The sequence below is a fragment of the Citricoccus sp. CH26A genome, from assembly GCF_000224415.1.
In the GTDB taxonomy this organism is placed as follows: domain Bacteria; phylum Actinomycetota; class Actinomycetes; order Actinomycetales; family Micrococcaceae; genus Citricoccus.
Genome location: NZ_AFXQ01000010.1, coordinates 18,955 through 39,692, shown reverse-complemented (window position 1 = coordinate 39,692; position 20,738 = coordinate 18,955). Strand labels below are relative to the sequence as shown.

General features: G+C 70.4%; 20 protein-coding genes. 10 read left to right on the top strand and 10 right to left on the bottom strand.

The genetic code is table 11. From position 1 onward, the window contains the following. Positions 1 to 99 precede the first annotated feature (99 nt). On the top strand, positions 100 to 735 hold the full coding sequence (locus CITRI_RS0107885; RefSeq protein ID WP_010144176.1) for a hypothetical protein: 636 nt from the start codon (positions 100 to 102) through the stop codon (positions 733 to 735). 115 nt (positions 736 to 850) lie between these two features. Here the strand turns inward: CITRI_RS0107885 and CITRI_RS16905 are convergent, their stop codons facing one another. Beyond that, positions 851 to 2,680, bottom strand: coding sequence for a cell wall metabolism sensor histidine kinase WalK (locus CITRI_RS16905; protein ID WP_010144175.1), 1,830 nt, complete (start codon positions 2,678 to 2,680; stop codon positions 851 to 853). Between the two features lie 133 nt (positions 2,681 to 2,813). Here CITRI_RS16905 and CITRI_RS0107875 point away from each other — a divergent pair, with 133 nt between their 5' ends. Then, on the top strand, positions 2,814 to 3,698 hold the full coding sequence (locus CITRI_RS0107875) for a response regulator transcription factor (RefSeq protein ID WP_040386079.1): 885 nt from the start codon (positions 2,814 to 2,816) through the stop codon (positions 3,696 to 3,698). Positions 3,699 to 3,804: 106 nt separating this feature from the next. On the opposite strand, the gene CITRI_RS18410 is transcribed toward CITRI_RS0107875, so the two are convergent. Further along, positions 3,805 to 4,206 (bottom strand): Hpt domain-containing protein, encoded by a 402-nt coding sequence (locus CITRI_RS18410; RefSeq protein WP_083843372.1) that lies wholly within the window; start codon positions 4,204 to 4,206, stop codon positions 3,805 to 3,807. Between the two features lie 320 nt (positions 4,207 to 4,526). On the opposite strand from CITRI_RS18410, the gene CITRI_RS0107865 reads away from it, so the two are divergent. From CITRI_RS0107865 to CITRI_RS19625, 4 genes are all read left to right on the top strand, one after another. Beyond that, positions 4,527 to 5,078 (top strand): alternate-type signal peptide domain-containing protein, encoded by a 552-nt coding sequence (locus tag CITRI_RS0107865; RefSeq protein WP_010144172.1) that lies wholly within the window; start codon positions 4,527 to 4,529, stop codon positions 5,076 to 5,078. Positions 5,079 to 5,264: 186 nt separating this feature from the next. Beyond that, complete coding sequence (locus tag CITRI_RS0107860) at positions 5,265 to 5,837, top strand: SipW-dependent-type signal peptide-containing protein (protein WP_157998913.1); 573 nt, start codon at positions 5,265 to 5,267, stop codon at positions 5,835 to 5,837. Between the two features lies 1 nt (position 5,838). Next, positions 5,839 to 6,465 carry a signal peptidase I gene (locus CITRI_RS0107855; RefSeq protein WP_010144170.1) on the top strand — a complete coding sequence of 209 codons (627 nt, stop codon included), beginning with the start codon at positions 5,839 to 5,841 and terminating at the stop codon, positions 6,463 to 6,465. A 293-nt stretch (positions 6,466 to 6,758) separates the two neighbouring features. Beyond that, complete coding sequence (locus CITRI_RS19625) at positions 6,759 to 7,022, top strand: hypothetical protein (RefSeq protein ID WP_157998912.1); 264 nt, start codon at positions 6,759 to 6,761, stop codon at positions 7,020 to 7,022. A gap of 16 nt (positions 7,023 to 7,038) precedes the next feature. On the opposite strand, the gene CITRI_RS0107845 is transcribed toward CITRI_RS19625, so the two are convergent. The 3 genes from CITRI_RS0107845 to CITRI_RS0107835 form a co-directional block, all read right to left on the bottom strand. Beyond that, complete coding sequence (locus tag CITRI_RS0107845) at positions 7,039 to 7,593, bottom strand: GNAT family N-acetyltransferase (RefSeq protein WP_010144167.1); 555 nt, start codon at positions 7,591 to 7,593, stop codon at positions 7,039 to 7,041. A gap of 156 nt (positions 7,594 to 7,749) precedes the next feature. Further along, the gene (locus CITRI_RS0107840; protein WP_010144166.1) at positions 7,750 to 9,048 is read right to left on the bottom strand and encodes an acyl-CoA desaturase; all 1,299 of its coding nucleotides are present in this window, start codon (positions 9,046 to 9,048) and stop codon (positions 7,750 to 7,752) included. 40 nt (positions 9,049 to 9,088) lie between these two features. Next, positions 9,089 to 10,198 (bottom strand): ferredoxin reductase, encoded by a 1,110-nt coding sequence (locus CITRI_RS0107835; RefSeq protein WP_029139140.1) that lies wholly within the window; start codon positions 10,196 to 10,198, stop codon positions 9,089 to 9,091. A 59-nt stretch (positions 10,199 to 10,257) separates the two neighbouring features. Between CITRI_RS0107835 and CITRI_RS0107830 the strand changes: the two genes are divergently transcribed. After that, positions 10,258 to 11,535: a helix-turn-helix domain-containing protein gene (locus tag CITRI_RS0107830; protein ID WP_010144164.1), complete on the top strand. Its 1,278-nt coding sequence runs from the start codon at positions 10,258 to 10,260 to the stop codon at positions 11,533 to 11,535. 189 nt (positions 11,536 to 11,724) lie between these two features. Here the strand turns inward: CITRI_RS0107830 and CITRI_RS16895 are convergent, their stop codons facing one another. After that, positions 11,725 to 12,651: a hypothetical protein gene (locus CITRI_RS16895; protein ID WP_050813632.1), complete on the bottom strand. Its 927-nt coding sequence runs from the start codon at positions 12,649 to 12,651 to the stop codon at positions 11,725 to 11,727. A 327-nt stretch (positions 12,652 to 12,978) separates the two neighbouring features. Between CITRI_RS16895 and thpR the strand changes: the two genes are divergently transcribed. From thpR to CITRI_RS0107810, 3 genes are all read left to right on the top strand, one after another. Next, entirely contained in the window at positions 12,979 to 13,530 is a 552-nt protein-coding gene (gene thpR / locus CITRI_RS19620; protein WP_029139138.1) for an RNA 2',3'-cyclic phosphodiesterase, read from the top strand. Positions 13,531 to 13,629: 99 nt separating this feature from the next. Then, the gene (locus CITRI_RS0107815; RefSeq protein ID WP_010144161.1) at positions 13,630 to 14,325 is read left to right on the top strand and encodes a superoxide dismutase family protein; all 696 of its coding nucleotides are present in this window, start codon (positions 13,630 to 13,632) and stop codon (positions 14,323 to 14,325) included. Between the two features lie 171 nt (positions 14,326 to 14,496). Continuing rightward, a complete protein-coding gene (locus tag CITRI_RS0107810) occupies positions 14,497 to 15,261 on the top strand; it encodes an IclR family transcriptional regulator (RefSeq protein WP_010144160.1) in 765 nt (254 codons plus the stop codon). 48 nt (positions 15,262 to 15,309) lie between these two features. Here CITRI_RS0107810 and CITRI_RS0107805 read toward each other — a convergent pair whose 3' ends face one another. The 4 genes from CITRI_RS0107805 to CITRI_RS16885 form a co-directional block, all read right to left on the bottom strand. After that, the gene (locus CITRI_RS0107805; protein WP_010144159.1) at positions 15,310 to 15,726 is read right to left on the bottom strand and encodes a hypothetical protein; all 417 of its coding nucleotides are present in this window, start codon (positions 15,724 to 15,726) and stop codon (positions 15,310 to 15,312) included. Between the two features lie 386 nt (positions 15,727 to 16,112). Continuing rightward, positions 16,113 to 18,185: an acetoacetate--CoA ligase gene (locus CITRI_RS0107800; protein WP_010144158.1), complete on the bottom strand. Its 2,073-nt coding sequence runs from the start codon at positions 18,183 to 18,185 to the stop codon at positions 16,113 to 16,115. An 11-nt stretch (positions 18,186 to 18,196) separates the two neighbouring features. After that, complete coding sequence (locus tag CITRI_RS16890) at positions 18,197 to 19,564, bottom strand: MFS transporter (protein WP_010144157.1); 1,368 nt, start codon at positions 19,562 to 19,564, stop codon at positions 18,197 to 18,199. Between the two features lie 167 nt (positions 19,565 to 19,731). Beyond that, positions 19,732 to 20,643 (bottom strand): S-layer homology domain-containing protein, encoded by a 912-nt coding sequence (locus tag CITRI_RS16885; protein ID WP_010144156.1) that lies wholly within the window; start codon positions 20,641 to 20,643, stop codon positions 19,732 to 19,734. Positions 20,644 to 20,738: the final 95 nt, after the last annotated feature.

The following is a 20,738-nucleotide window of genomic DNA, read 5'->3' as shown; positions in this document are numbered from 1 at the left end:
GCGAGCATGCCCTCGGTAGACTTGACTACGCGGCGATCCCCTGCCGCACCCCGCGGTAACCCCCCTGCCGCAGTGCCCGTCAGACCAGAGGACGTTGTCGTGACCATAAGAGAGGCTGTCTCGAGGTGGACCATCAGCCGGTGTGAACCGCTGGTCCCCGACGAGTACCGCGCTTCGGCGAGTGATGAACTGCGGCGGATCTCCTCCACCGACCCGCAGTGGTTCCGCCTGTGGGCCTCCGGCGTGCTGACGGACCTGGTCGAGACCCTGGATCCCGAGGACCCCTGGCGCAACACGGGCGACCATGGGGGTGCCGTGGTCCTCCCGGACGGCTCCCCGTTCGGTGACTGGCGCAATGCCACCGACCTGCTCCCGGTGCCCTCCGAGGCGGACCCGAGCCTCGACGTCGGGCTCGCCGCCCTGGCCCGGCCGCTGTCGCCGGCCTCGGCGCGCGTCTGGCTGGCCGCGCAGTCCGGCCGGGACGCGGTCCTGCACGAGCTGGACGGCATCGACGTCGGCGGGGCCTACTCCGTGGCGGTGCCGGCCATCGAGTGGGCCATGTTCCGCCGCCGGCTGTTCATGGGCCAGGAGGACGCGTACATCCCCCAGGTCTGCACCGCCTGGACGGGGCGGGCCGAGCACATCGCCCGCTCCGAGCCCTGGGACGAGTCCGGGGCCGCCCGGCTGCGCGCCGGGTCGCGCGTGGAACCGGGCAGCTGGCGCCTGCTCGCCTGACTACCCGCTGTTCCACCGGGCGCCGGGCCACCGGGCCACCCACCACCGGATCACCCACCACCGGGCGAGAGTTACGATCACGCTGCACGTCGGGACACGCCGGTGGAATCGACGTCTAGCGTGATCGTAACTCCGGTGACTCCGTTGACTCCGCTGACCCTGCCGATTCTTTTGCTTCCGGCGCCTCCGCTGACGGCGCCGAGGGCCCGTCCACCGGGATCGACGCCGTGAAGGTGGAGCCGACTCCCGGTTCGGAGGCCACCGTGATCTCGCCCCCGTGGGCGCGGACGAAGGCCCTGGTGATGGCCAGGCCCAGGCCGGTTCCGGGAATGGCCGCCCGCCGGACGTGCTCGGTGCGGTAGAAGTTGGTGAACAGCTTCTGCTGGTCCTCGGGGCTGATCCCGATGCCGTTGTCCGCGACCTCGATCTCGGCGCAGTCGCCCGATCGGCGGACCGTCACGGTGACCGTACCGCCGGACTCGGTGTACTTGACGGCGTTGGAGATCAGGTTGTCCGCGACCTGGCTCATCTTGACCTTGTCCGCCTGCACGGGCAGTCTCTCCGGCAGGTCCGTGACCAGGGTGATCCCCTCGTTGTCCGCCCGCACCTGCGCCGATTCCACGCTGTGCTGCACCAGCCGGGCCAGGTCCGTGGGCTCCAGCGCCGGCACGGCATTCCCGGAGGCCGTGTCCAGCAGTGAGTTGACCAGGGCGAGCAGCCGCTCCGAGTTGCGCTGGCAGGTCCTCAGGTAGCGCGCGATCACCTCGTCCTGCTCGTCCTCGATCGCCAGGTCCAGGTACCCGATGATCGAGGTCAGCGGGGTGCGGAACTCGTGGGAGACGTCCGCCACGAATTTCTCCCGGGCTCGGATCGCGTCGATCAGGTCGGTGACGTTCTGGAAGACCACCACGGTGCCGTCGAACTCACCGTCGTCGTCCCTCATGGCCTGGGCGGAGACGGACATGAACTGCTGGCTGCCGTCCACCCCGAGCGCGTAGAGCCGGTCGGAGAAGCTCTCCCCGCGGATCGCCCGGTACAGCGCGCGCTCCTCGGCGGGGACCGGGGTCACCCCGTCCGGTTCGAAGACCAGCAACTCGCCTTCCGTGGCGTCATGCCGGCCCTCCGGCTGGCCGATGAGGTGCTGACGCTGTTGCGCCGCATTCCAGATCAGGCCGTTGCCGTCCCGGTCCGTCACCACGATGCCCACGTCCGTGGTGTCCAGGATGGCCTCCAGCCGGCGGTTCTGCTGGCGGGTGGAGGCCAGCACGTCCTTGAGCTCATCACGCTGACGGTCCATGCTCCGCGCGAACACGCTCGCGGCGCTCGCCATGGCCAGCAAGAACAACGGCACCAGCGCCGGCCGGAACAGGTCTTCCCGGGCCACGTTGTCCAGGTTGATCAGGTAGGGCCACCAGGTCACCGCGGCGCTGCCGATGAAGCCCAGCAACAGGCCCCAGAACGGGTAGATGCCGGACCAGGCGAGCCAGAAGACGGGAAACGCCGCGAGCATGGCCATGCCGTCCAACGCGAACCGGGCGGACTCCCAGATCAGGGCGATCGGGATGAAGTCCAGCAGCGGGATGGACCAGTACGTGAGGGGAGGCAAGCGGTCCCAGGGGATGATGGCCGCTGCGAGCGTCAGCACCATGACCCCGGCCACCCCGAGGAAGAGCCCGGGAGTCGCGGCCGGCATGGTCCCCGGCCCGCGACCCTCCGGTTGGGGCAACACCAGGACGAACAGGAACACGATGGCCACGGAGATCGTCAGGGGCAGCTGGGAGAGGACCACGCGCCAGCGCAGTGAGAGTTGAGCGAAATACGGGCCCCTGTCCGACGCCTCGTCCCTGACCGGCCCGGGTGCCGTGATCCGGTTGGACACCTCGGGCAGGGTCTCCAGGATGGGCGCCGCAGCCGACTCGGATGTGGCCCCCTCGGACGATGTCACCGACGTCCTGCGTGTGGGCATGACGTATCTCCGTTCTGGCGCTGATACGGCCGTATGCTGGTGCCAGTCCACCCTATGCCGTCCACGGTCTGCCGTAGCGTTGGACGCCAGCCTGATGACAAGGGGAGATGTTATGGACGACCGGCGTGTAGCGGTAGTGGTCGAGGACGACGAGGACATCCGTGAGCTGATGGTGGCCCTGTTGGGCCAGTCCGGCTTCGAGGTCCACGCCGCGGCCAACGGCACCGACGGCGTGGACGCCGTCAAGGAGAATGACCCTGTCCTGGTGACCGTGGACCTCGGTCTGCCGGACATCGACGGCTACGAGGTCACCCGCCGGGTGCGGCGTTTCACCGACGCGTACGTCGTCATGCTGACCGCCCGCAACGAGGAGATCGACACCCTCATGGGCCTGGACGCCGGCGCCGACGACTACCTCACCAAGCCCTTCCGCCCGCGCGAGCTGCGCGCCCGCGTGGAGGCGATGCTGCGTCGCCCCCGCGTCGCGCAGGCGCCCGTGGGCACCCAGGCCCCGATCCCGACGTCGGTCCCGGCCGTCCCGGAGCACGGCCAGGGTGACACTGCCGGGCAGGCCGCCGGCCCGACGTCGGCCGCTGCCGGTTCCGCCGCCGCCGCGCCGTCCGGTCCGGCCGGCCGGACGGATGGATCATCAGCCGATGCCCGACTGGTCCTGAACGGTCTGGTGCTGTACCCGCACGTGCACCACGTGGAGGCCGAGGGCCGGGACGTGACGCTGACGCCCACCGAATTCGTGCTGCTGGAGACGTTGCTGCGCAGCGGCCGGGTGGTCCGGTCCAAGGCCGAGCTCACCCGCATCCTGCGTGGTGACGAGCCCGATGCCGGGACGTTCGTGTCCGAGTCGGACGAGCGGACGGTCGAGGTGCACGTCGGGAACATGCGCCGCAAGCTCGGTGACGACCCGCGGCGGCCGCGGTGGATCGAGACGGTGCGCGGCATCGGTTATCGCGCCGCCGGGGCTGCCGAGACCTCCGGATAGCCGGGTCCCGGCGCCCGAGCAGGTCAGTTCTGGACACGACGAGACCCCAACCGCCTGGTCGGCGTGCTGGGGTCTCGTGCGTTGCGGGCTCGGCGGGGCCGTCAGTTCATGCGAGCTGGGGGCTTGCGGAGAGCCGGTTCAGGAACAGCCGCAATTGACGGGCGGTCTCCCTCGCCAGGTGGCGTAGCTTCGCCATGACGGATTCGAGACAGTCGGTCACCGGCCACCGGACGGGGTCCGGCGGACGCTTCGCCAGGTAGTCCTGGAGTTCGGCGGCGAGTTGGGACAGCGCCGCGGCGCCGGCCATGGCCGACGAGGTCTTGAGGGACAGGACGGCGTCCATCCAGTCGTCGTGGTCCTGGGTGTTCAGGGCATGGTGAAGTCGTTCGACGCGTTGGCCCAGCATCTTCTCGTACCGGCGGATGAAACCGCACAGCACTTCTGGATCGCCCAATTGTTCTCCCAGCCGGCCCAACGCATCAGTGTCGATAACTGGTGCAGTGGTCATGGCTTCATGATCCACCCGGCACCTGTGGTTGTCTGCCCGGATTCGCCAAAGAATGGCTCAAGAAGCCCGCAGGTTGCCAAAGCTCAAGAATTGCTCAAGACCGAGACCGGGAATCCTTGGGAAACCTTGCGGGGATCCGGTGCGAATCCCGGTCCCTCGCTTTGGGAGCCCGGGGTGGACTACGTGTCGTCGGAAAGCCAATAGCAGCAGGGACATCCCCCGTCCAGGCGTCATCGGCTTCCGTAACCGTCTCAGCATCGACGCTGGGTGCTGGCATCCCCGCCAGCCCCGGCGAAGATCGATATCACAAGGGGTTTGACATGAAGAAGATGACCAAGGGCGCCATCGTGACCGGCCTGGGCGTGGCCCTCCTCCTCGGCGGCGGCGGCACGCTGGCCGTGTGGAATGACTCCGTGGAGACCACTGCCGGAACCATCACCGCCGGCGACCTGAACCTGGAGGCCGTCACCGATTCTGCTAAGTGGGCCACTAATGTCCCTGGCGCTCCCCCGATCGAGAAGATTGAGAATTACCGCGTCGTGCCGGGTGAGACCCTGACGTTCACGCAGAAGCTGGACATTGATCTGGAGGGCGATCACCTCAAGGCGAATCTCATCGCTACCGGTGGAACGAATAGCGCCACGAATCCCTTCCTTGCCGAGAACGTGACCGTCAGTGCAGTCACCGTGACTGACGCGGACGGCCGTGACGTAAAGGCCCGCCAACTGACCGAGGCAGACAGCGGCGAAGTCACCGCCAAGATCATGTTCGCATTCGAGGACAGCACCGACGGTCGAGAGAGCGTCGATGCCAAGTACGACTTCAACAATGTCAGGTATGTCCTGACGCAGGAGGCTCCGACCGCCGGTTGATCCCTCCCCAGACCGGGAGCCCGGCGGATCCCTCCCCCTCCTCCGGACTCCCTCCACCCCCCGCTGGTCCACGAGAGTCCGTGGCACCGTCTCATCATTAGGCTGGGTGGAACCGATCGCGTCCTCCTGACGTGGCCACTCTCAGCAGGCCCGCCCCACTGGCACCGGACATCGAAAGAGATGCTCATGCGCACCAAGAACATGCTGCTCACGGCAGCGGTGATTGGGCTGGCAGTGGTGGCGGGCTTGCTGGGGGTCGGGGGAACCTGGGCCCTCTGGAACGCGTCCGTTCAGTCGAACCCGGGCACGGTCCAGGCGGCGAACTTCGACATCAAACTCAACGGGAAGAGCATCCCTGCCGACGGGTCGAATGTCGCCCTCTCGGTGGAAGACCCAACGGCGAAGCTCTCACCCTCTCAGAAGGTCTTCGCTGCGGTGACCGTCTCCAACACCACAAACGCTTCGGGCTCGTTCACGGTCAGGGCGGACCTGGGCACCCCCGTTCCCGCGAACGGGACCGACACGGACATGACGCCCTATCTCAGCCTCACCACTGCTCCCCAGGCCTCCGGCAAGTGTTCTGACGTCCCGTCCGGTGCCTACACGACCGCCGCCAAGTCAGTGCAGATCCCCAAGGACCAGGCCGCGTCCTACTGCGTGCAGGTAGCACTCGCACCGAACGCACCCTCATCACTCGGCGGCAGGACCCTCACTGCCGTCCTAGACCTATCCGTCTCCCAGCTCCCTGCAGGTGTCTGACATGAACGATTCTCGTGTATCCCGGCGCTGCGCCCCGGCCTGGTTCCGGTGGACAGGGCAGACCGTCTCCTTCATCGCGCTGTGTGTCTTCGCCCTGGCCGCGATCCTCCTGATTGCCGTCCCCCTCGTCACGGGTTCCCAGACCTACTCGGTGCTCACCAGCTCGATGGCCCCGAAGTATCCCCCGGGCACCTTCCTGGTGGTCAAGCCGACCGAATTCGACCAGTTGCGAGCCGGCGACGTCGTCACCTTCCAGATCGAGTCCGGCCGCCCCGAGGTCATCACCCATCGCATCACCGGGTTCACGGCCAGTCAGGATGGCGAGCGCCTCCTGATCACCCAGGGTGACAACAATGACGTGGCCGACCCCGAGCCCGTCAGGGAGATCCAGGTCCGCGGCAAGCTGTTCTATGCCGTCCCCTACGTCGGCTTCGTGGCCAATGCTTTGGGCAATGCCAACCGCAGCACGCTCGTCACCATCCTGGCCGTCGCCCTCATCGGGTGGGGAGCCCTCAGCATGGTGCGTGGCCTGGTTCGGGACCGCAGGGAAAAGCGCGACCAGCAGCTCATCGACGCGGCCACTCACGAGATGGACACCGCCCTGCAGCGTTCGGAGGCGGGCCGATGACCCACTCACCCAGGCGCATGTTCCTGGCCGTCTTCCTCGTGGTCTTCCTGGGCGGCCTCGGCGTCTCGGGTGCATCGGCCCTGTGGTCGATGCAGACTCACGCCATCGTTCAGGTTGCCACCGGCACGTGGGGAGCGTCCCCTACCCCTACCCCTACTCCAACGCCGACAGCACCCGCGTCACCGACACCGACTCCAACACCCACGCCCACTATTCCTGTCCCGACGAACCAGCCGTGGCAGTGGACGTCGGATCCAGCGTTGGAGGTCGTGCAGGTCAGCAAAGGCAGTCCCGTGACTGTCACCCTTCGGTGGGCGGCGCCGGCCGGACAGACCGTCGCGCGGTACGTGGTCGAAGTGCCCGGGTCAGTGAACGTGTCGGTGCAGTCGGGCCAGCGCCAGGCCGTGGTCACGGTCCCCAACGGCAATAGCTGTTACCCCGTCCGGTTGTATGCCGTGACGGCAACGGGTCAGTCCCAGGTGATCGAGCGGACCATGACGTTCCACCCGGGCGGTGACGGCACGGCGACCATCGGCCTGACTTCCCGGTGCTGGTGAACCCAGGTCGTGGCCCTCAGCCCTCCGGCAGCAACCTCCGCCGCATGATCAGTGCGTCCACCGGCGGCAGTCCGTACCCGCCTGGGTAGTAACCGGCCCGGGTGTGGATGTGCTCGAAACCGTGACGGACGTACAGCTGCTGCGCGCGGGGGTTGTCCGCCCTGACCTCCAGGAGCACGTCGCGTGCCCCGCGGCGAGCGGCCTCGGCCACCATCCACTGCAGCATCACCGTGCCCAGTCCGCGCCCCTCGGCCTCGGGAACCACGGCGATGGTCTGGACATCGGCCAGCGGCGGGACGCACATCAATCCGCAGTACCCCACGATGCCGGCGCTCCCCTCGGCGTCCACCGCACTGGCCGACTCACCGGCGGCCTCGATCACGCGGTAGTCGCGGGTGCCGCCGTCCTCCCGGGGACGGGCCTCGTTCAGCTCGTCCTCGAAGAAGTGCAGGGGCCAGGCGTCCTCGGGGAACAACCGGGTCTCCAGGGCGTGCACCACCGGCAGGTCCGACCACTTCATCGGGCGCAGCGTGTAGCCGGCGGGCAGGACGGGGTCGGGGGGTGTCAGCATGGGCGCCATTCTACGAACCGCCCCTCCCGGGAGTTACGATCACGCTCCACCGTGAGACACGCCGGAGAAAACACCGTCCGTCGTGCTCGTAACTCCGCCCACTGGTGCGTAACCCCGTCCGGCACACATCAGCGACCGCGCTCCTGCGCGGGGCGACTACTTCTTGTTCGGCAGCGCCAGTCGGAACACCTTGGCCCAGGCCGAGCCGACCTGCTTGTGCAGCGGCCCGGTGTTGTACGGCAGGCCGTAACGGTCGCAGATCTCGCGGACCTTGACGGCCACCTCGGCGTACCGGTTGGACGGCAGGTCCGGGAACAGGTGGTGCTCCACCTGGTGGGAGAGGTTACCGGTCATGAAGTGCATGAACTTGGAGCCGGAGATGTTGGACGAGCCAATCATCTGGCGCACGTACCAGTCGCCGCGGGTCTCCCCCTCCACCATCTCCTCGGTGAAGGTCTCGGCGCCCTCGGGGAAGTGCCCGCAGAAGATCACGGAGTGCGCCCAGATGTTGCGCAGGCCGTTGGCCACGATGGTGCCGAGCAGCGCCTGCTTCCCGGAGCCGGACACCAGCTGGGCGGCGATCGGGGTGGCGGCGTAGTCCTTGGCGAACTGCCGGGCCGCCTTGAGGCCGACCACCTTCAGGTCCCTCCGCAGTTCCGCGTAGGACTTCTCCCCCGACTGGACCTTGTGGATCTCCAGGTCGTAGAACGCGATGCCCCACTCGAAGATCGGGGCCAGCCCGGCGTTGATGACCGGGTTGAGGATGTGCTTGGGCTCCCAGGTCTCATCGGCGTCCATGCGCAGCACGCCGTAGCCGACGTCCCGGTCCTTGCCGATCACGTTGGTCCAGCGGTGGTGCATGTCGTTGTGGGTGTTCTGCCAGGACGTGGAGGGGGTGACGAAGTCCCACTCCCACGTGGTCGAGTGGATGTCCGGGTCGCGCATCCAGTCCCACTGGCCGTGGAGCACGTTGTGCCCGATCTCCATGTTCTCGATGATCTTGGCGAACGTGAGCATGGCGGTGCCGGCCACCCAGGACACCTTGTTGCCGGCACCCAGCAGGCAGGCGCGGCCGGCGACCTCGAGGCCGCGCTGCAGCCGGATCACGCGGCGGATGTAGGCGGCGTCGGTCGCACCGCGCTCGGCCAGGACCGCGTCCCGGACGGCGTCGAGCTCGCGGCCGAGTTCGGCCACCTGCTCGTCGGTCAGGTGCGCGGCGGCCGGCGGGCGCACGCTGGGGCCCCCAGTGGCGGCCAGGGAACCGGGACGCACGGTCGCGGCCGTGGTACGTCCGGCCTCCGGGTCCCGACGACGGCCGGTCCCCTCGGTGTGGGCGGTCTCGTCGGCCGTGGGATCGGCCGGCGCCCAGCTGTGGGTGTCCGGGCCGGTGACGGCGCCGGGGCGCTTGCCGGAGGTCAGCAACGTGGAGTTCTTGCGGTCTGAGATCAGGGTCATGATTCTCCTAAGGGGTCGGGAGAGGAAAACTGTGGGGGCGTCAGAGGCCGAGACTGACGGGTCCGGCGGCTGCGCTGACGCAGGTCTGGATGAGCTCACCGGGGTCGCCGTGGACCTCACCGGTGCGCAGGTCGGTCACCTGCCCGGAGCGCAGCGGCACCAGGCAGGCGTGGCAGATGCCCATGCGGCAACCGCTCGGGGCGGGGATGCCGGCGTCCTCGGCCACCTCGAGCAGGGGCACGTCACCGGCGGCGTCGGCCTCGACGTCGGAGGTCTCGAAGACCACCAGTCCGCCGGCGCCGGGCTCGCCGACCACGAGGTCGGCACGGAACCGTTCGATCTTCAGCTCGCCGGCCGCAGGTTCACCGGCACTGGCCACGCCCACGGCGCCCGAGCCGGCCCGCCCGGCACGGGACTCAGTCGCCCAGAGGGCCTCGGCGTCGTCGAGGAATCCACCGGGACCGCAGGCGTAGGCGGCCCTATCGCGCCAGTCCGGGCATAGCTCGTCCAGCGCGTCGGGACCGCTGAGGTCCAGTCGCCCCTCGTCCGCGGTGGCGTGGTGGTGGACCCGCAGCCCGGGGAACTGGTCGGCCAGCTCGGCCAGCTCCTCGCGGAACAGGGACGTGTCGGGCGTGCGGGCGGAGTGGATGAGGACCACGTCGGCGTCCGGGCGGCGGGGCACCAGGGTACGGATCATGGACATCACCGGGGTCAGCCCGGAACCGGCGGTGAGCATCAGCAGCGGCCGGGGATGTTCGGGGAGGGTGAAGTCACCCTCGGGCCGGGCCAGGAAGAGCACGTCGCCGGGCTCCGTGTGGCGCACGAGCGTGCCAGAGACCTTCCCGATGTCCGTCACCGTGATCTCGGGGTCGGCCCCCGCCGCCGCGGACAGGGAGTAGGACCGCCACTGGCGCACGCCGTTGACGTCCACGCCGATGCGCGCCCACTGTCCGGCCTGGTGGGCCTTCCAGCCCGGACCGGGGCGGAAGGAGATGGTGGCCGAACCGGGCACGGAGCGGTCCACCCGGGTGACGACGCCTCGCAGCTGCCGGGAGGAATGCACGGGGTCCAGCAGTGCGAGGAAGTCCTGCGGCGAGCGCGGGGTGGTCATCGCCGAGGCGAGTAGGGAGATCAAAGACTTTCCGGCCATGGCTCCATCTTATAGAGCGCGGAGATAGTTTTCTGCACCGCACGGGTACGATTGGTCCCGTGGAACTATCGCCGGACAATAACAATGAGCCGGATGACCGCTCGTCGCACCCGCTCGCTGGCGGACCACCCGCGCCCGCCCTCGAGCACACCCCCGGCACGAAGCGCCTGAGCCCGCCGTGGCGGTCCCTGCCGGCCGACCTGGGCGCCAGGCTCGCCCCCGCCGCCGAGCGGGTCACCCAGCAGATCATCGACGTCGTCCCGGACCAGATCCCCGCCTACGCGATCACCCGCACCGAGCGGTTCAACGAGGTGCTCTACCTCGGGGTGCACGGCGCCCTGGAGCAGCTGCTCTCGCTGCCCGGGACGGACTCCCCCGCCCTGGACGAGCATTCCCGCGAACTGGTCGCGGCGCTCGGCGCGGGCGAGTACCGCCAGGGCCGGAGCATGGACGCCCTGCTCGCCGCCTACCGCACGGGTGCCCGGATCACGTTCCGCGGGTTGTCCGAGGCCTGTGCCGAACAGGGCATGGAGATGTCCGTGGTGGTGGACCTGGGTGAGTCGATCCTGGCGTACATCGACGAACTGTCCGCGGTGAGCGTGCAGGCCTACGCCTTCGAGCAGACCTCCCGGGCCGGGGCCCGAGAGCTGCGCCGTGCCGACCTGGTCGGGGCCCTGCTGGCCGGCACCACCCAGCCCGCCGAGCTGCGGCGGCTCGCCGCGGCGGCAGACTGGCGGCTGCCGGACCGGATCGCCGTCGTCGTGATGCCGCTGGAGCTGGCCTCCACCGTGCGCACGCGATTGGGCACCGCGGGCCTGGTGGTCGAGCGGGAGTCCGAGGCCACCGCGGTCGTCGCCGCGCCCGAGGTCGCGGGGCTGCGCTCCCGCGTGGCGGAGGTGTTTGCGGGATCCTCGGCCGTGATCGGGCCCCCGGCGCGCTGGGACCGGGTCCCGCTCTCACACCGGGTGGCACGGCTGGTCGCCGCCCAGCGTGCGGCAGGCCAGGAGCCCGACGACGGCGGGGCCCCCGTCTTCGCCGCCGATCACCTGGGGCGGGTGGTCCTGGGTGCCGAGCCGGAGGTGATGGCGGAGCTGGCCTCCCGGCGGCTGGCCCCGCTGGACGAGCTGACCGAGGCCAAGCGGCCCGTGATGGAACAGACCCTGCTGTCCTGGCTGGTCCACTGGGGCCAGCGCGTGCCCGTGGCCGAGGAGCTGGGCATCCACCCGCAGACCGTGGGCTACCGGCTGTCCCGGTTGCGCGAGCTGTTCGGGGAGCAGCTGGACGATCCCGAGGTGCGCTTCGAGCTGGAGATGGTGCTGCGGACCCGGTGGCAGTAGCCACCCCGTTCCAGGGTGACGCCCCGCGCCCCAGGGTTACGATCACGATGCACGGTGAGACACGCCGGTGCAGTCACCGTGCGTCGTGATCGTAACTCGGGGCATCAGTTGCCCACGCGTGTCAGGCGTCCCTGCGCCTCAGACCTCCACCCGTGTCAGACGTCCAGGCCCCTCAGATGTCCAGGCGCATTAGACGCCGAGCCGTGTGCGCTGTGTGGCGATGACGCGGTGGAGACGGTCCAGGAAGAGCCGCTGGCCGGCACGCGTGGAGATGTCGCTGGCGGCACGCACGACTTCCCACTCGTGGGCCGTGAAGTCCTCGTCCCGGTGGATGTCGCTGTTGAGCTGGCCGCGTCCGGCGTGGCCCTCGCCGTCGTACTGGATGGCGATCTTCCACTGGACGTAGTGCAGGTCCGGGCGGCGCCCCAGCGTGGGAGAGAGCCACACCCACTCGTTGACCACCGGCTCCGGCAGGCCCGCGCCGAGGATGATCATCCTGGTCTTCGTCTCCATCGGCGAGTCGACTCCCGCGCGCAGCAGGGCACGAGCCTCCCGGGCAGCGGTGATGCCCTTGGTCCTGCGCCGGCGAGTCATGGCCGCGTCCAGGGCGGTGAAGGACGAGAGCGGGTTCCTGCCCAGCACGCCGGGAGGACGGGAAGGACCGTCCGGACGCTGCAACAGCGCGTCACCGGCCTCGACCAGCTCATCCGGGTCACGGACCAGCGTGGCGAGGTCCAGCCAGGTCCGCTCCGGCGTCGTCAGCCGGAACGGACCGGCCTCGGTGATGTCCCTCGGGTCCAGGCTGGCCTTGTGGCCGAGCACTCCCGGCCGACGCCGGCCCCCCGCGGTTCCCTTCCGGCCGGTCACGTGCACGGGCCAGTCGCGGTCCAGGTGGGGAGGCAGCCAGATCCCCCACAGTCGTGCGGCCGTGGTGTGGCTCAGGTGGTGGTCGCCGGGCAGTGACGAGATCGCCTGGACGGATTCGAGCCACGGCCGCTCGGACCCGTCCCAGATCCGGATGCCCGGCGTGGGTGCCTTCAGGCGGGGATCGCGGAGCTGATGGTCGGTCATCCCCGCCGCACGTGCCTCGTGGATCGTGAAGACGGTCTTGGCCACGCCGGCAGGGACCGTCGGGATGGCGGCATCCCGACCACGTCGTTGAGCGCTCGGATCCATCACCCCAGCGTCGGCGATGGCCCGCATGCCTGCATGAGTTATCCACAGCTCTCGGCCGCCCGGGTGGTCTACTCCTGGCCGCCCGGGCCCTCAATTCGATCTGCCCCGTGCCTCGACGAAGGTTACGAGCACGACGGACGGTGGGACACGCCGCACCAATCACCGTCGATCGTGCTCGTAACTCTGGGGGCAGCCACCCATCCCACTGAGCTGATGCCCGCCGATCACCGACACCACTGCGACCGGGAAGCCCCTACGCTGGCCTGCATGGGACAGCGCATGTTCGTGGCGGTCTACCCGCCGCTGGAGATCCGCGAGGAGTTCGCCGAGTTCCTGCAGTCGCGGCCCGGGATGCGGTGGAGTGCCCCGGAGCAGCTCCACGTGACCCTCGCCTTCCTGCCGGACGTGCCGGACCGGGCTGCCGAGCCGCTGGAGGAGTTCATCGCGGAGGCTTGCGCGCCCGTGCCCTCGTTCGTGTGCGGGATCCACGGCGCCGGGGCGTTCCCCCACCCGGACCGGCCGGCCGTGCTCTGGCTCGGCGTCGAGGACGGGGCCGAGGAACTCTCCCGGCTCTCCAGGCGCGTGCGCAGCGCGGCGAACCGGGCCGGCGTCGCACCGGACGGGAAGGCGTTCACGCCGCACCTGACCGTGGCCCGCCCGCCCCGGTCGGAGAACGCCACGCGCTGGATCCGGGTGCTGGAGACGTTCCGGCCGCCGCTGTGGACGGTGGAGGAGGTGCACCTGGTGGAGTCGGTGCTACAGGGCCACGGCCACCCCCCGCGGCACCGCACCGTGATGACGGCACCTTTGGCCACCTGACCGCGCCCGGGCGTGTCGGTACCGTTGGAGGAGCCATGCCGTGACGCGGCCGGCACTGTCCCGACCGTCGGCCGCAACGGTCCGAGGAGAGGAAACACCATGCGTCACGCATCAGTCACCACTCGCGCCCGGACGGCGGCGGCCCTGCTGGGCCTGACCGGCCTGGTCGCCCTGTCGGCCTGCGCCGACCAGGGCGGTGAGGCCGACGCCTCGTCCGCCCCGCCCGAGGTCGCCCAGAGCGCCACGTCCCCCATGGCCGGCGGGGACACCTCCAGCCCCGGCACCGGTGGGACGCCGGCGTTCACGGCCGCCCTGAAGGACGCCGAGGGCGGCGACGTCGGCACCGTGGAGTTCACCGAGGCCGAGGGGGCGATGGAGCTCCACGTGCAGGCCACCGGGATGGACCCGGGGTTCTACGGCCTCCACGTCCACGCGATCGGTCAGTGCGAGCCGGACAGTGCCGCCCCGGACAACCCGGACAAGACCGGGGCGTTCCTCTCCGCCGGTGGCCACCTGGGCGGGACCGAGACCCAGCACCCGGAGCACGCCGGGGACCTGCCCACCCTGCTGGTGCAGGAGTCCGGGGACGGGCACCTGACCTTCCACACGGACCGGTTCACGGCCGAGGACCTCGACGACGAGGACGGCTCGGCCCTGATGATCCACTCCACGCCGGACAACTACGCCAACATTCCCGAGCGCTACGCCCCGGAGGGACCGGACGAGGACACCACCAAGACCGGTGACGCCGGGGACCGGTTGGCCTGCGGGGTCGTCGAGGCCGCGCAGGGCTGACGCACGTCCCGACGCCGGCCCCCGGGCCGGTCCCCGCGCCCGCACCCGACGCCGGTCCCCGCGTCCCCACCCGACGTCGGCTCCCGCGCCGGGCCCTCCACCGCTCGGCCCGGGGCCGGTGTCGCTCCGCCCACGTCCTGGACCGCTCCTCCTGGGTCCTACGCTGGACCCATGGCGTCCGGTTCCTCCCCCATCGAGTCGGTGGATCGCGCCCTCGTGCTGTTGACCCTGCTGCGCGAGCAGGGGTCGGTATCCGTCGCGGAGGCTGCCGCGCATCTGGGGGTGGCCCCGTCCACCGCGCACCGGCTGCTGACGGCGCTGGTGCACCGGGACTTCGCCCGCCAGGACCACCTGCGCCGCTACCTGGTCGGTCCGGCGTTCCGGACCTCGCCAGTCACCTCCCCCGCCCTGGCCGCCCTGCGCGACGCCGCCCGCCCGGCCCTGGAGCTCGCCCGCGCCGAGACCGGGGAGACCGTCCAGGTGATGGTGCTGCGCGGCGGGAACATCCTGTTCCTGGACGGGATCGAGTCCGGGCACTCCCTGCGCATCGCCTCCCGCACCGGGGACGTCCTGCCCGCGTTCACCTCGGCCGGCGGCAAGGCCCTGCTGTCCCGGCTCAACAACCAGCAGCTGGACGAGCTGTTCCGCGCGGGACTGCCGGACTGGCCCACGGCCACCATCCAGTCCCGGGCCACGCTCAAGCGCCGGATGACCCGCATCCGCCGGGACGGCTACGCCACCAACATCGAGGAGACGGAGCAGGGCGTGGTGGGGATCGGCGTGGCGGTCGTGGATGAGCTGGGGCGGCCGCTGGCGGGGCTCACGACGGCGACCCCCAGCCTCCGCTTCACCCGCGCGGATGTGCCCCATCACGTGGAGACCCTGCGCGCCGCCGCCCGGATCCTCGAGCAGCGGCACGCTGAGCTCGCCCAGTGACCTGCGCCCGGCCGGACTGCAAGGGTCACGTCCGGACGTCGTTTGCCGTCAGGCGTGGTGCAACCTCTGCATCCTGGCGCCCGCGTCCATGGCCCGCAGCAAGCGCGCAAGGCGTTCCATCTTCTTCACGCTGCTGGCCAGGGAAACGGTGGGGCGTCGTCGGCTCAGGGCCCGGGAGGATGTCTCCTCCCCCAGGGCGCGGAGCGTGATCAGGGTCCCGTCGTTGCGGTCCCGGAGGAACGCCTGTACGGCCCATGCGCGGATACCGAACGGGCCGGACCCTGACCCGGTGACGGCCTCGTCCGGGGGACCGTCGAGGGTGTCGAGGGAGAGGGTGTCGAGGGAGAGGGTGTTCTCGTCAACGGGCTCGACGTCCGCGCGCAGATGACCCAGGTAGTCCGTGAGATGTCGGATCGTGGCCTTCGGGTCGCAGATCGATTCGAGGTGCAGGATCTGTTCGGTCATGGATCTCGCTCCAATGCGGTAGTGGCAGTCGCGCACACTCCGGTCGGGGCCTATCCGTGACGCGGGGTGCTGGCTGGTGCCCGCATCGGCCTGTCAGGATGCGCGAGCCGCGTGGTGTTCCATCTTGATCGTCACCGGAGTTGGGGTGAACGTGGACTTGTCATCACGCTACAAACGTACTTTTCACCCACGCCCGTCGACAGGGTGGTGCGCACTCGTCAACCACTCGTCACGCACGCGTCACCCCCGAATTGCGTGCATCTCCTCCTGTCTTCCAGACGGGACAGTCGACATGGCCTCACCCCGCCGAGGGGTCGAGGACCCCGCGGGCGGCGTGCCGGGCGCGATCCACGTCCGGGATGCTCCGGAGATGACCCCGGAAGGCGTCAGGCCCCGGCCAGCACCTGCTGGACGCGACTGACCGTGGCGTCGACCTGTTCGGGCCGGGCGACCATGCCCACGTCCATGACCTCGCCGCGGACCGCGCCCTGGATGATGCGCTTGAGCGGGATCTCCAGGCGCTTGCCGGTGGGGTTGCGCGGGATCGCGGGGACGAACACCACGTGGTCCGGGACGTGCCGTGGGGAGAGCTCGGTGCGCAGGGTGGTGCGGATGGTCCGCTCCAGCGCCGCCTCGTCCGCGCCCTCCTCCGGTTCGGCCAGCAGGACGAGCTTGCCCATGCCCCCGGTGTCCTCGAAGTGCAGCACCATGGTGTCCCTGACCTGAGGCAGGGCGTCCAGCACGGCGTAGAACTCGGCGGTGCCCAGGCGCACCCCGCCGCGGTTCAGGGTGGCGTCCGAACGGCCGGTGATCACCCAGCTGCCGCGCTCGGTCTGCACCAGCCAGTCACCGTGGCGCCACACGCCCGGGTAGGCGCCGAAGTAGCTGTCCCGGTAGCGCTCGTAGTCCTCGTCGCCCCAGAAGAACACCGGCATGGAGGGCATCGGAGCGGTACAGACCAGCTCCCCGGCCTCACCCCGCAGCGGCCGGCCCTCCGGATCCCAGGACTCCACGGCCACCCCGAGCGGACGGCAGGACATCTCCCCCGCCCAGACCGGGGTCAGCGGGCTGCCGCCCACGAAGGCGGCGCAGATGTCCGTGCCACCCGAGGTGGGGGCCAGCAGCAGGTCCGGGTTGACGGCGTCGAGCACCCAGCCGGCGACGTCGGCGGCCAGCGGCGAGCCCGAGCACTGGATCTCCCGCAGCCGGGACAGGTCCCAGCGCTCGCGGGGACGCATCCCGGCGTGGGCGCAGGCCCCCAGGTAGGCGGAGCCGGTGCCCATGTAGGTGGACTTCGTCTCGGCCATGACCGCCCACTGGGACCACTCCCCATCCGCGGCCGGCCAGTTCGGGTCCCCGTCCATCAGGACCACGGAGGCGCCCAGCAGCAGGGAGGACATCCCCATGGCCCACACCATCCAGCCGGTGGTGGAGAACCAGAACGCGTTGTCGGCCTCGCTCATGCCGAAGTGCAGCCCGTGGGCCTTGAGGTGCTCGAGCAGGATGCCGCCGTGGCCGTGCACGATCGCCTTGGGCCGTCCGGTGGTGCCGGAGGAGAACAGCACGATCAGCGGGTGGTCGAAGGGCACCGGCTCGATGTGCACCTCCGGGACGGCGGGCCCGGTCCCGACGCCGGCCGCGGCCTGCCCCGCGCCCCTCACCCCCGCGCCCCTCGCCTCGAGGCCCGTTCCGACCCGGCCGGTGAACGCGGCCCAGCCCTCGGCGCCCTCGGGCGGCTGGGCGTTCGGGTCCAGGTAGGGCAGCAGGACGGTCCGGGTGCCGGGCAGGAACTGCCGGATCCGGGCCAGGTCGTCGGCGCGGGAGAGCTCGCGCTTGCCGTAGCGGTAGCCGTCGATCGCGATCAGCAGCGTCGGCTCGAGCTGGCTGATGCGGTCCAGCACGGACTGCGGGCCCATCTCCGGGGGCACGGCACACCAGATCGCGCCGAGGGCCGTCGTCGCCAGGTAGGCGGCCAGCGTCTCCGGGATGTTGGGCAGGTACCCGGCCACCCGGTCGCCCACGCCCACGCCGCGGGCGATCAGCCCGGCCTGGATGCGCGCGATCTCCTCCTCCAGCCGCGCCCCGGTCCACTCCACGGACCCGGTGGTCTGGGACCGGGAGGTGACCATGACGTCGTCGGGACGCTCGCGGAGCCTGCGCAGCACGTGCTCGGCGTAGTTGATCCGTGCCCCCGGGAACCACTGCGCCCCGGGCATGGTGCGCTCCTGAAGGACGGCGGTGTACGGGGCGTGGGTGATCACCTCGAAGTGCTCCCACACCTCCTTCCAGAAGTCCTCGAGGTTCGCCACGGACCAGGCCCAGGCGTCGTCGTAGGTGGCGAATCGCTGGCCGTACCGGGCCTCGAGGTCCTCCAGGAACCGGCCCATCCGGGTGGTGTGCCAGTCGGCGCGGTCGGGGGCGGGCGTGAGCAGGGTGCCGGGCTGGGTGGTCGTCGTCATGTCGGGTCCTTTCAGGCGGTGGGGCGGGCGGCGGCCGGGGCGGCGGCGGACGCCGTGGCGTCGGCCGAGGTGGTCCCGGCACCGCGCTTCATCGACAGGCTGAGGGCGGCCACGCAAGCGGCGGCGATCAGCAGCGGGATAGCGAACAGGTAGAAGATGCCCTCGGGTGCCCAGCCGCCGTCGATCAGGTAGCCGACCAGGATGGGGGCGGCGATCGAGACCAGGCGGCCGATGCCGATCATCCAGCCGATACCGGTGGCGCGCGCCGTGGCCGAGTACACGCCCGGGGCCACGGCGTAGAAGCCGGCGATGCCCGCGGTGGTGAGCACGCCCAGCAGCACGGCGGTGCCCATTGCCACCGGGATCACGGAGAAGACGAGACCGAACAGGACGTAGGAACCGGCGGCCGCGGCCAGCGCGCCGAACAGCAGGCGGTTGGACTTGAAGCGGATGGCCAGCGCGCTGAAGATGAAGCAACCGATGATCCCGCCCAGGTTGGCCAGGGTCCCGGTGCGGATGCCCAGGGTGTCCTCGCCGGAGGCCTGCGCGATGATCTGCGGGGTCCAGGTGTTGGCGAAGTAGTAGGCGGCCACCAGGCAGGCGTAGCCGATCCAGAGCATGAAGGTGCGGAAGCGTACGGTGCCCCGGAAGATCTGGGCGATGCCGCCGCCGGAGGCGTCGGCGGCCGGCAGCGCGGGCAGTTCCGTCAGCGGGGCGCGGCCCATCCGGGCGAGGATGCGGTTGGAGCGCTCGAGCGCACCGGCGGGGCGGCGGGCCAGCAGGAAGTCGAGGGACTCGGGCAGCAGGGCCAGGGCGATGAGGAACATCAGGCCGCTGAGGGCGGCGCCCACCCAGAACAGGGCCTCCCAGCCGAAGGCCCCGATCATGGGCTCAGCCACCACGCCGCCGATGGTCGCCCCGATGGGGTAGCCCGCGGCGTAGATGCCGATGATGGACCCGCGGCGGGCGTCGGAGGCGTACTCGGAAACCAGGACGTTGAGGTTCGCCATCATGCCGCCCACGCCGAGGCCGGTGAGCAGTCGGACCACGAGCAGCCAGGTGGCGTCCGGGGCGATCGCGGACAGCGCCATGCCGACGGTGATGACGAACATGGAGCCCACGGCCAGCCAGCGGCGGCCGATGAAGTCGGCGAGCGGGGTGAGGAAGATCGAGCCGGCGGCCATGCCGAACAGGCTGGCGCTGAGCAGGTAACCCAGCATCACCGGCTCCACGCCCCACTCGGCGCTCAGCGATGGAGCGGCGTAGGCCATCGCGGCCACGTCGAACCCGTCCAGCAGGATCATAGCCAGCGCAACGCTGACGGCCATGACCTGGAACGGGGTCATGGGCGATTTCCGGATGTCGGACAGCACGTCCATAGGTCCTCCAGGGTGGAACGGGAATGTCTCACCCGGACGCTATAGAGGCGCGGCGGCGTGATCCACATCACCGGTCGACATTCCGTCCTCAGGAATGCGACCGGTGATGCGATCGGGCGGGTATCGGTCGTCGGCCGACCGGTGATCAGCCGGCGGTCCACCGGCGGTCAGCCGGCGGCGACGACCTCCCGGGGGTCGTGCCCGAGGGCGATGGCCTGGCCGGCGTCCAGCATGGCCTCGGTGCAGGCGACGTCATAGCTGGAGTACTCCTGCGGGAAGCCCAGCGACCGCACCGCGCACTCGGCGTTCTGCTCGTAGATGTCCACCGCGCCCCAGCTCGTGACGAGGTCCTCGGAGTAGTACGGCTGCAGCATCGCGTCCAGGGTGGCGAAGTCGTAGTCGGCGACCGCGTGCTGGAGCACGTGCATGCACTCGTGCGCGGCGGTGTGCTCGAGCTGGTACTCATCCAGGCCGGACCGGATCTGCACCGACGCCGGCTGACCCGAGGTCACGGAGGTCACGCCGGTGGCACCGTCGATGCTGGTCGCCTTCACGATGGTCAGCGCGGTGCCCTTGCAGCCGTACTCCTCCATGAACGCGGCGGCGTCGCGCTTGTAGGCGGTCGCCGCAGAGTTCCCGACGACGGCGGCCTCGGTGGGTGCCTCGGCGGCGGCCGGGTCCGCGGTCGTCTCAGCGGCGGCGGAGTCCGCGGTGGCCTCGGAGGCGGTCGAGCCCTCGCCCGAGTCACCGGCCGCAGCGGCCGGCGCATCCCCGGCGGGCGCCTCGGCACCGGTGAGGGCGGCACCGACCAGCACGATGGCCAACTCGTCGCGGGAGATCGCACGGTCAGCCTTGAACTCGCCGTCGCCGTACCCACGGACGATCCCCGCGTTGGCGAGCCAGGTGATCGCGGTGGCGGAGTCGCTGCCGGGGGCGACGTCCGCGAACACGGAGGCGCCCGCGGGCTCATCGGCCCCGACGGCGCGGTAGGCGATCTGTGCGGCCTCACCGCGGGTGATTCCCGGGTCGGCGTAGGCCTCACCGTTGCTCAGCCCCACGCAGGCCAGCCACTCGTCCACGGCGGCGGCCGTGGTCCACGTCTGGCCGGCGGGGAACGAGGCGGCCAGGCAGGCGGCCTCCGAGCCCGCCGCGGGGCGTCGGTGGCGGGAGCGGC

What these genes read in the sequence shown, in the direction of transcription:
- CITRI_RS18410 (WP_083843372.1), bottom strand. Translation starts at nt 4,206, where the DNA reads ATGACCACTGCACCAGTTATCGACACTGATGCGTTGGGCCGGCTGGGA.
- CITRI_RS0107810 (WP_010144160.1), top strand. Translation starts at nt 14,497, where the DNA reads ATGGCGTCCGGTTCCTCCCCCATCGAGTCGGTGGATCGCGCCCTCGTG.
- CITRI_RS0107840 (WP_010144166.1), bottom strand. Translation starts at nt 9,048, where the DNA reads ATGACCCTGATCTCAGACCGCAAGAACTCCACGTTGCTGACCTCCGGC.
- CITRI_RS0107815 (WP_010144161.1), top strand. Translation starts at nt 13,630, where the DNA reads ATGCGTCACGCATCAGTCACCACTCGCGCCCGGACGGCGGCGGCCCTG.
- CITRI_RS0107805 (WP_010144159.1), bottom strand. Translation starts at nt 15,726, where the DNA reads ATGACCGAACAGATCCTGCACCTCGAATCGATCTGCGACCCGAAGGCC.
- CITRI_RS16890 (WP_010144157.1), bottom strand. Translation starts at nt 19,564, where the DNA reads ATGGACGTGCTGTCCGACATCCGGAAATCGCCCATGACCCCGTTCCAG.
- thpR (WP_029139138.1), top strand. Translation starts at nt 12,979, where the DNA reads ATGGGACAGCGCATGTTCGTGGCGGTCTACCCGCCGCTGGAGATCCGC.
- CITRI_RS0107835 (WP_029139140.1), bottom strand. Translation starts at nt 10,198, where the DNA reads ATGGCCGGAAAGTCTTTGATCTCCCTACTCGCCTCGGCGATGACCACC.
- CITRI_RS0107860 (WP_157998913.1), top strand. Translation starts at nt 5,265, where the DNA reads ATGCGCACCAAGAACATGCTGCTCACGGCAGCGGTGATTGGGCTGGCA.
- CITRI_RS0107845 (WP_010144167.1), bottom strand. Translation starts at nt 7,593, where the DNA reads ATGCTGACACCCCCCGACCCCGTCCTGCCCGCCGGCTACACGCTGCGC.
- CITRI_RS0107800 (WP_010144158.1), bottom strand. Translation starts at nt 18,185, where the DNA reads ATGACGACGACCACCCAGCCCGGCACCCTGCTCACGCCCGCCCCCGAC.
- CITRI_RS0107855 (WP_010144170.1), top strand. Translation starts at nt 5,839, where the DNA reads ATGAACGATTCTCGTGTATCCCGGCGCTGCGCCCCGGCCTGGTTCCGG.
- CITRI_RS0107875 (WP_040386079.1), top strand. Translation starts at nt 2,814, where the DNA reads ATGGACGACCGGCGTGTAGCGGTAGTGGTCGAGGACGACGAGGACATC.
- CITRI_RS0107865 (WP_010144172.1), top strand. Translation starts at nt 4,527, where the DNA reads ATGAAGAAGATGACCAAGGGCGCCATCGTGACCGGCCTGGGCGTGGCC.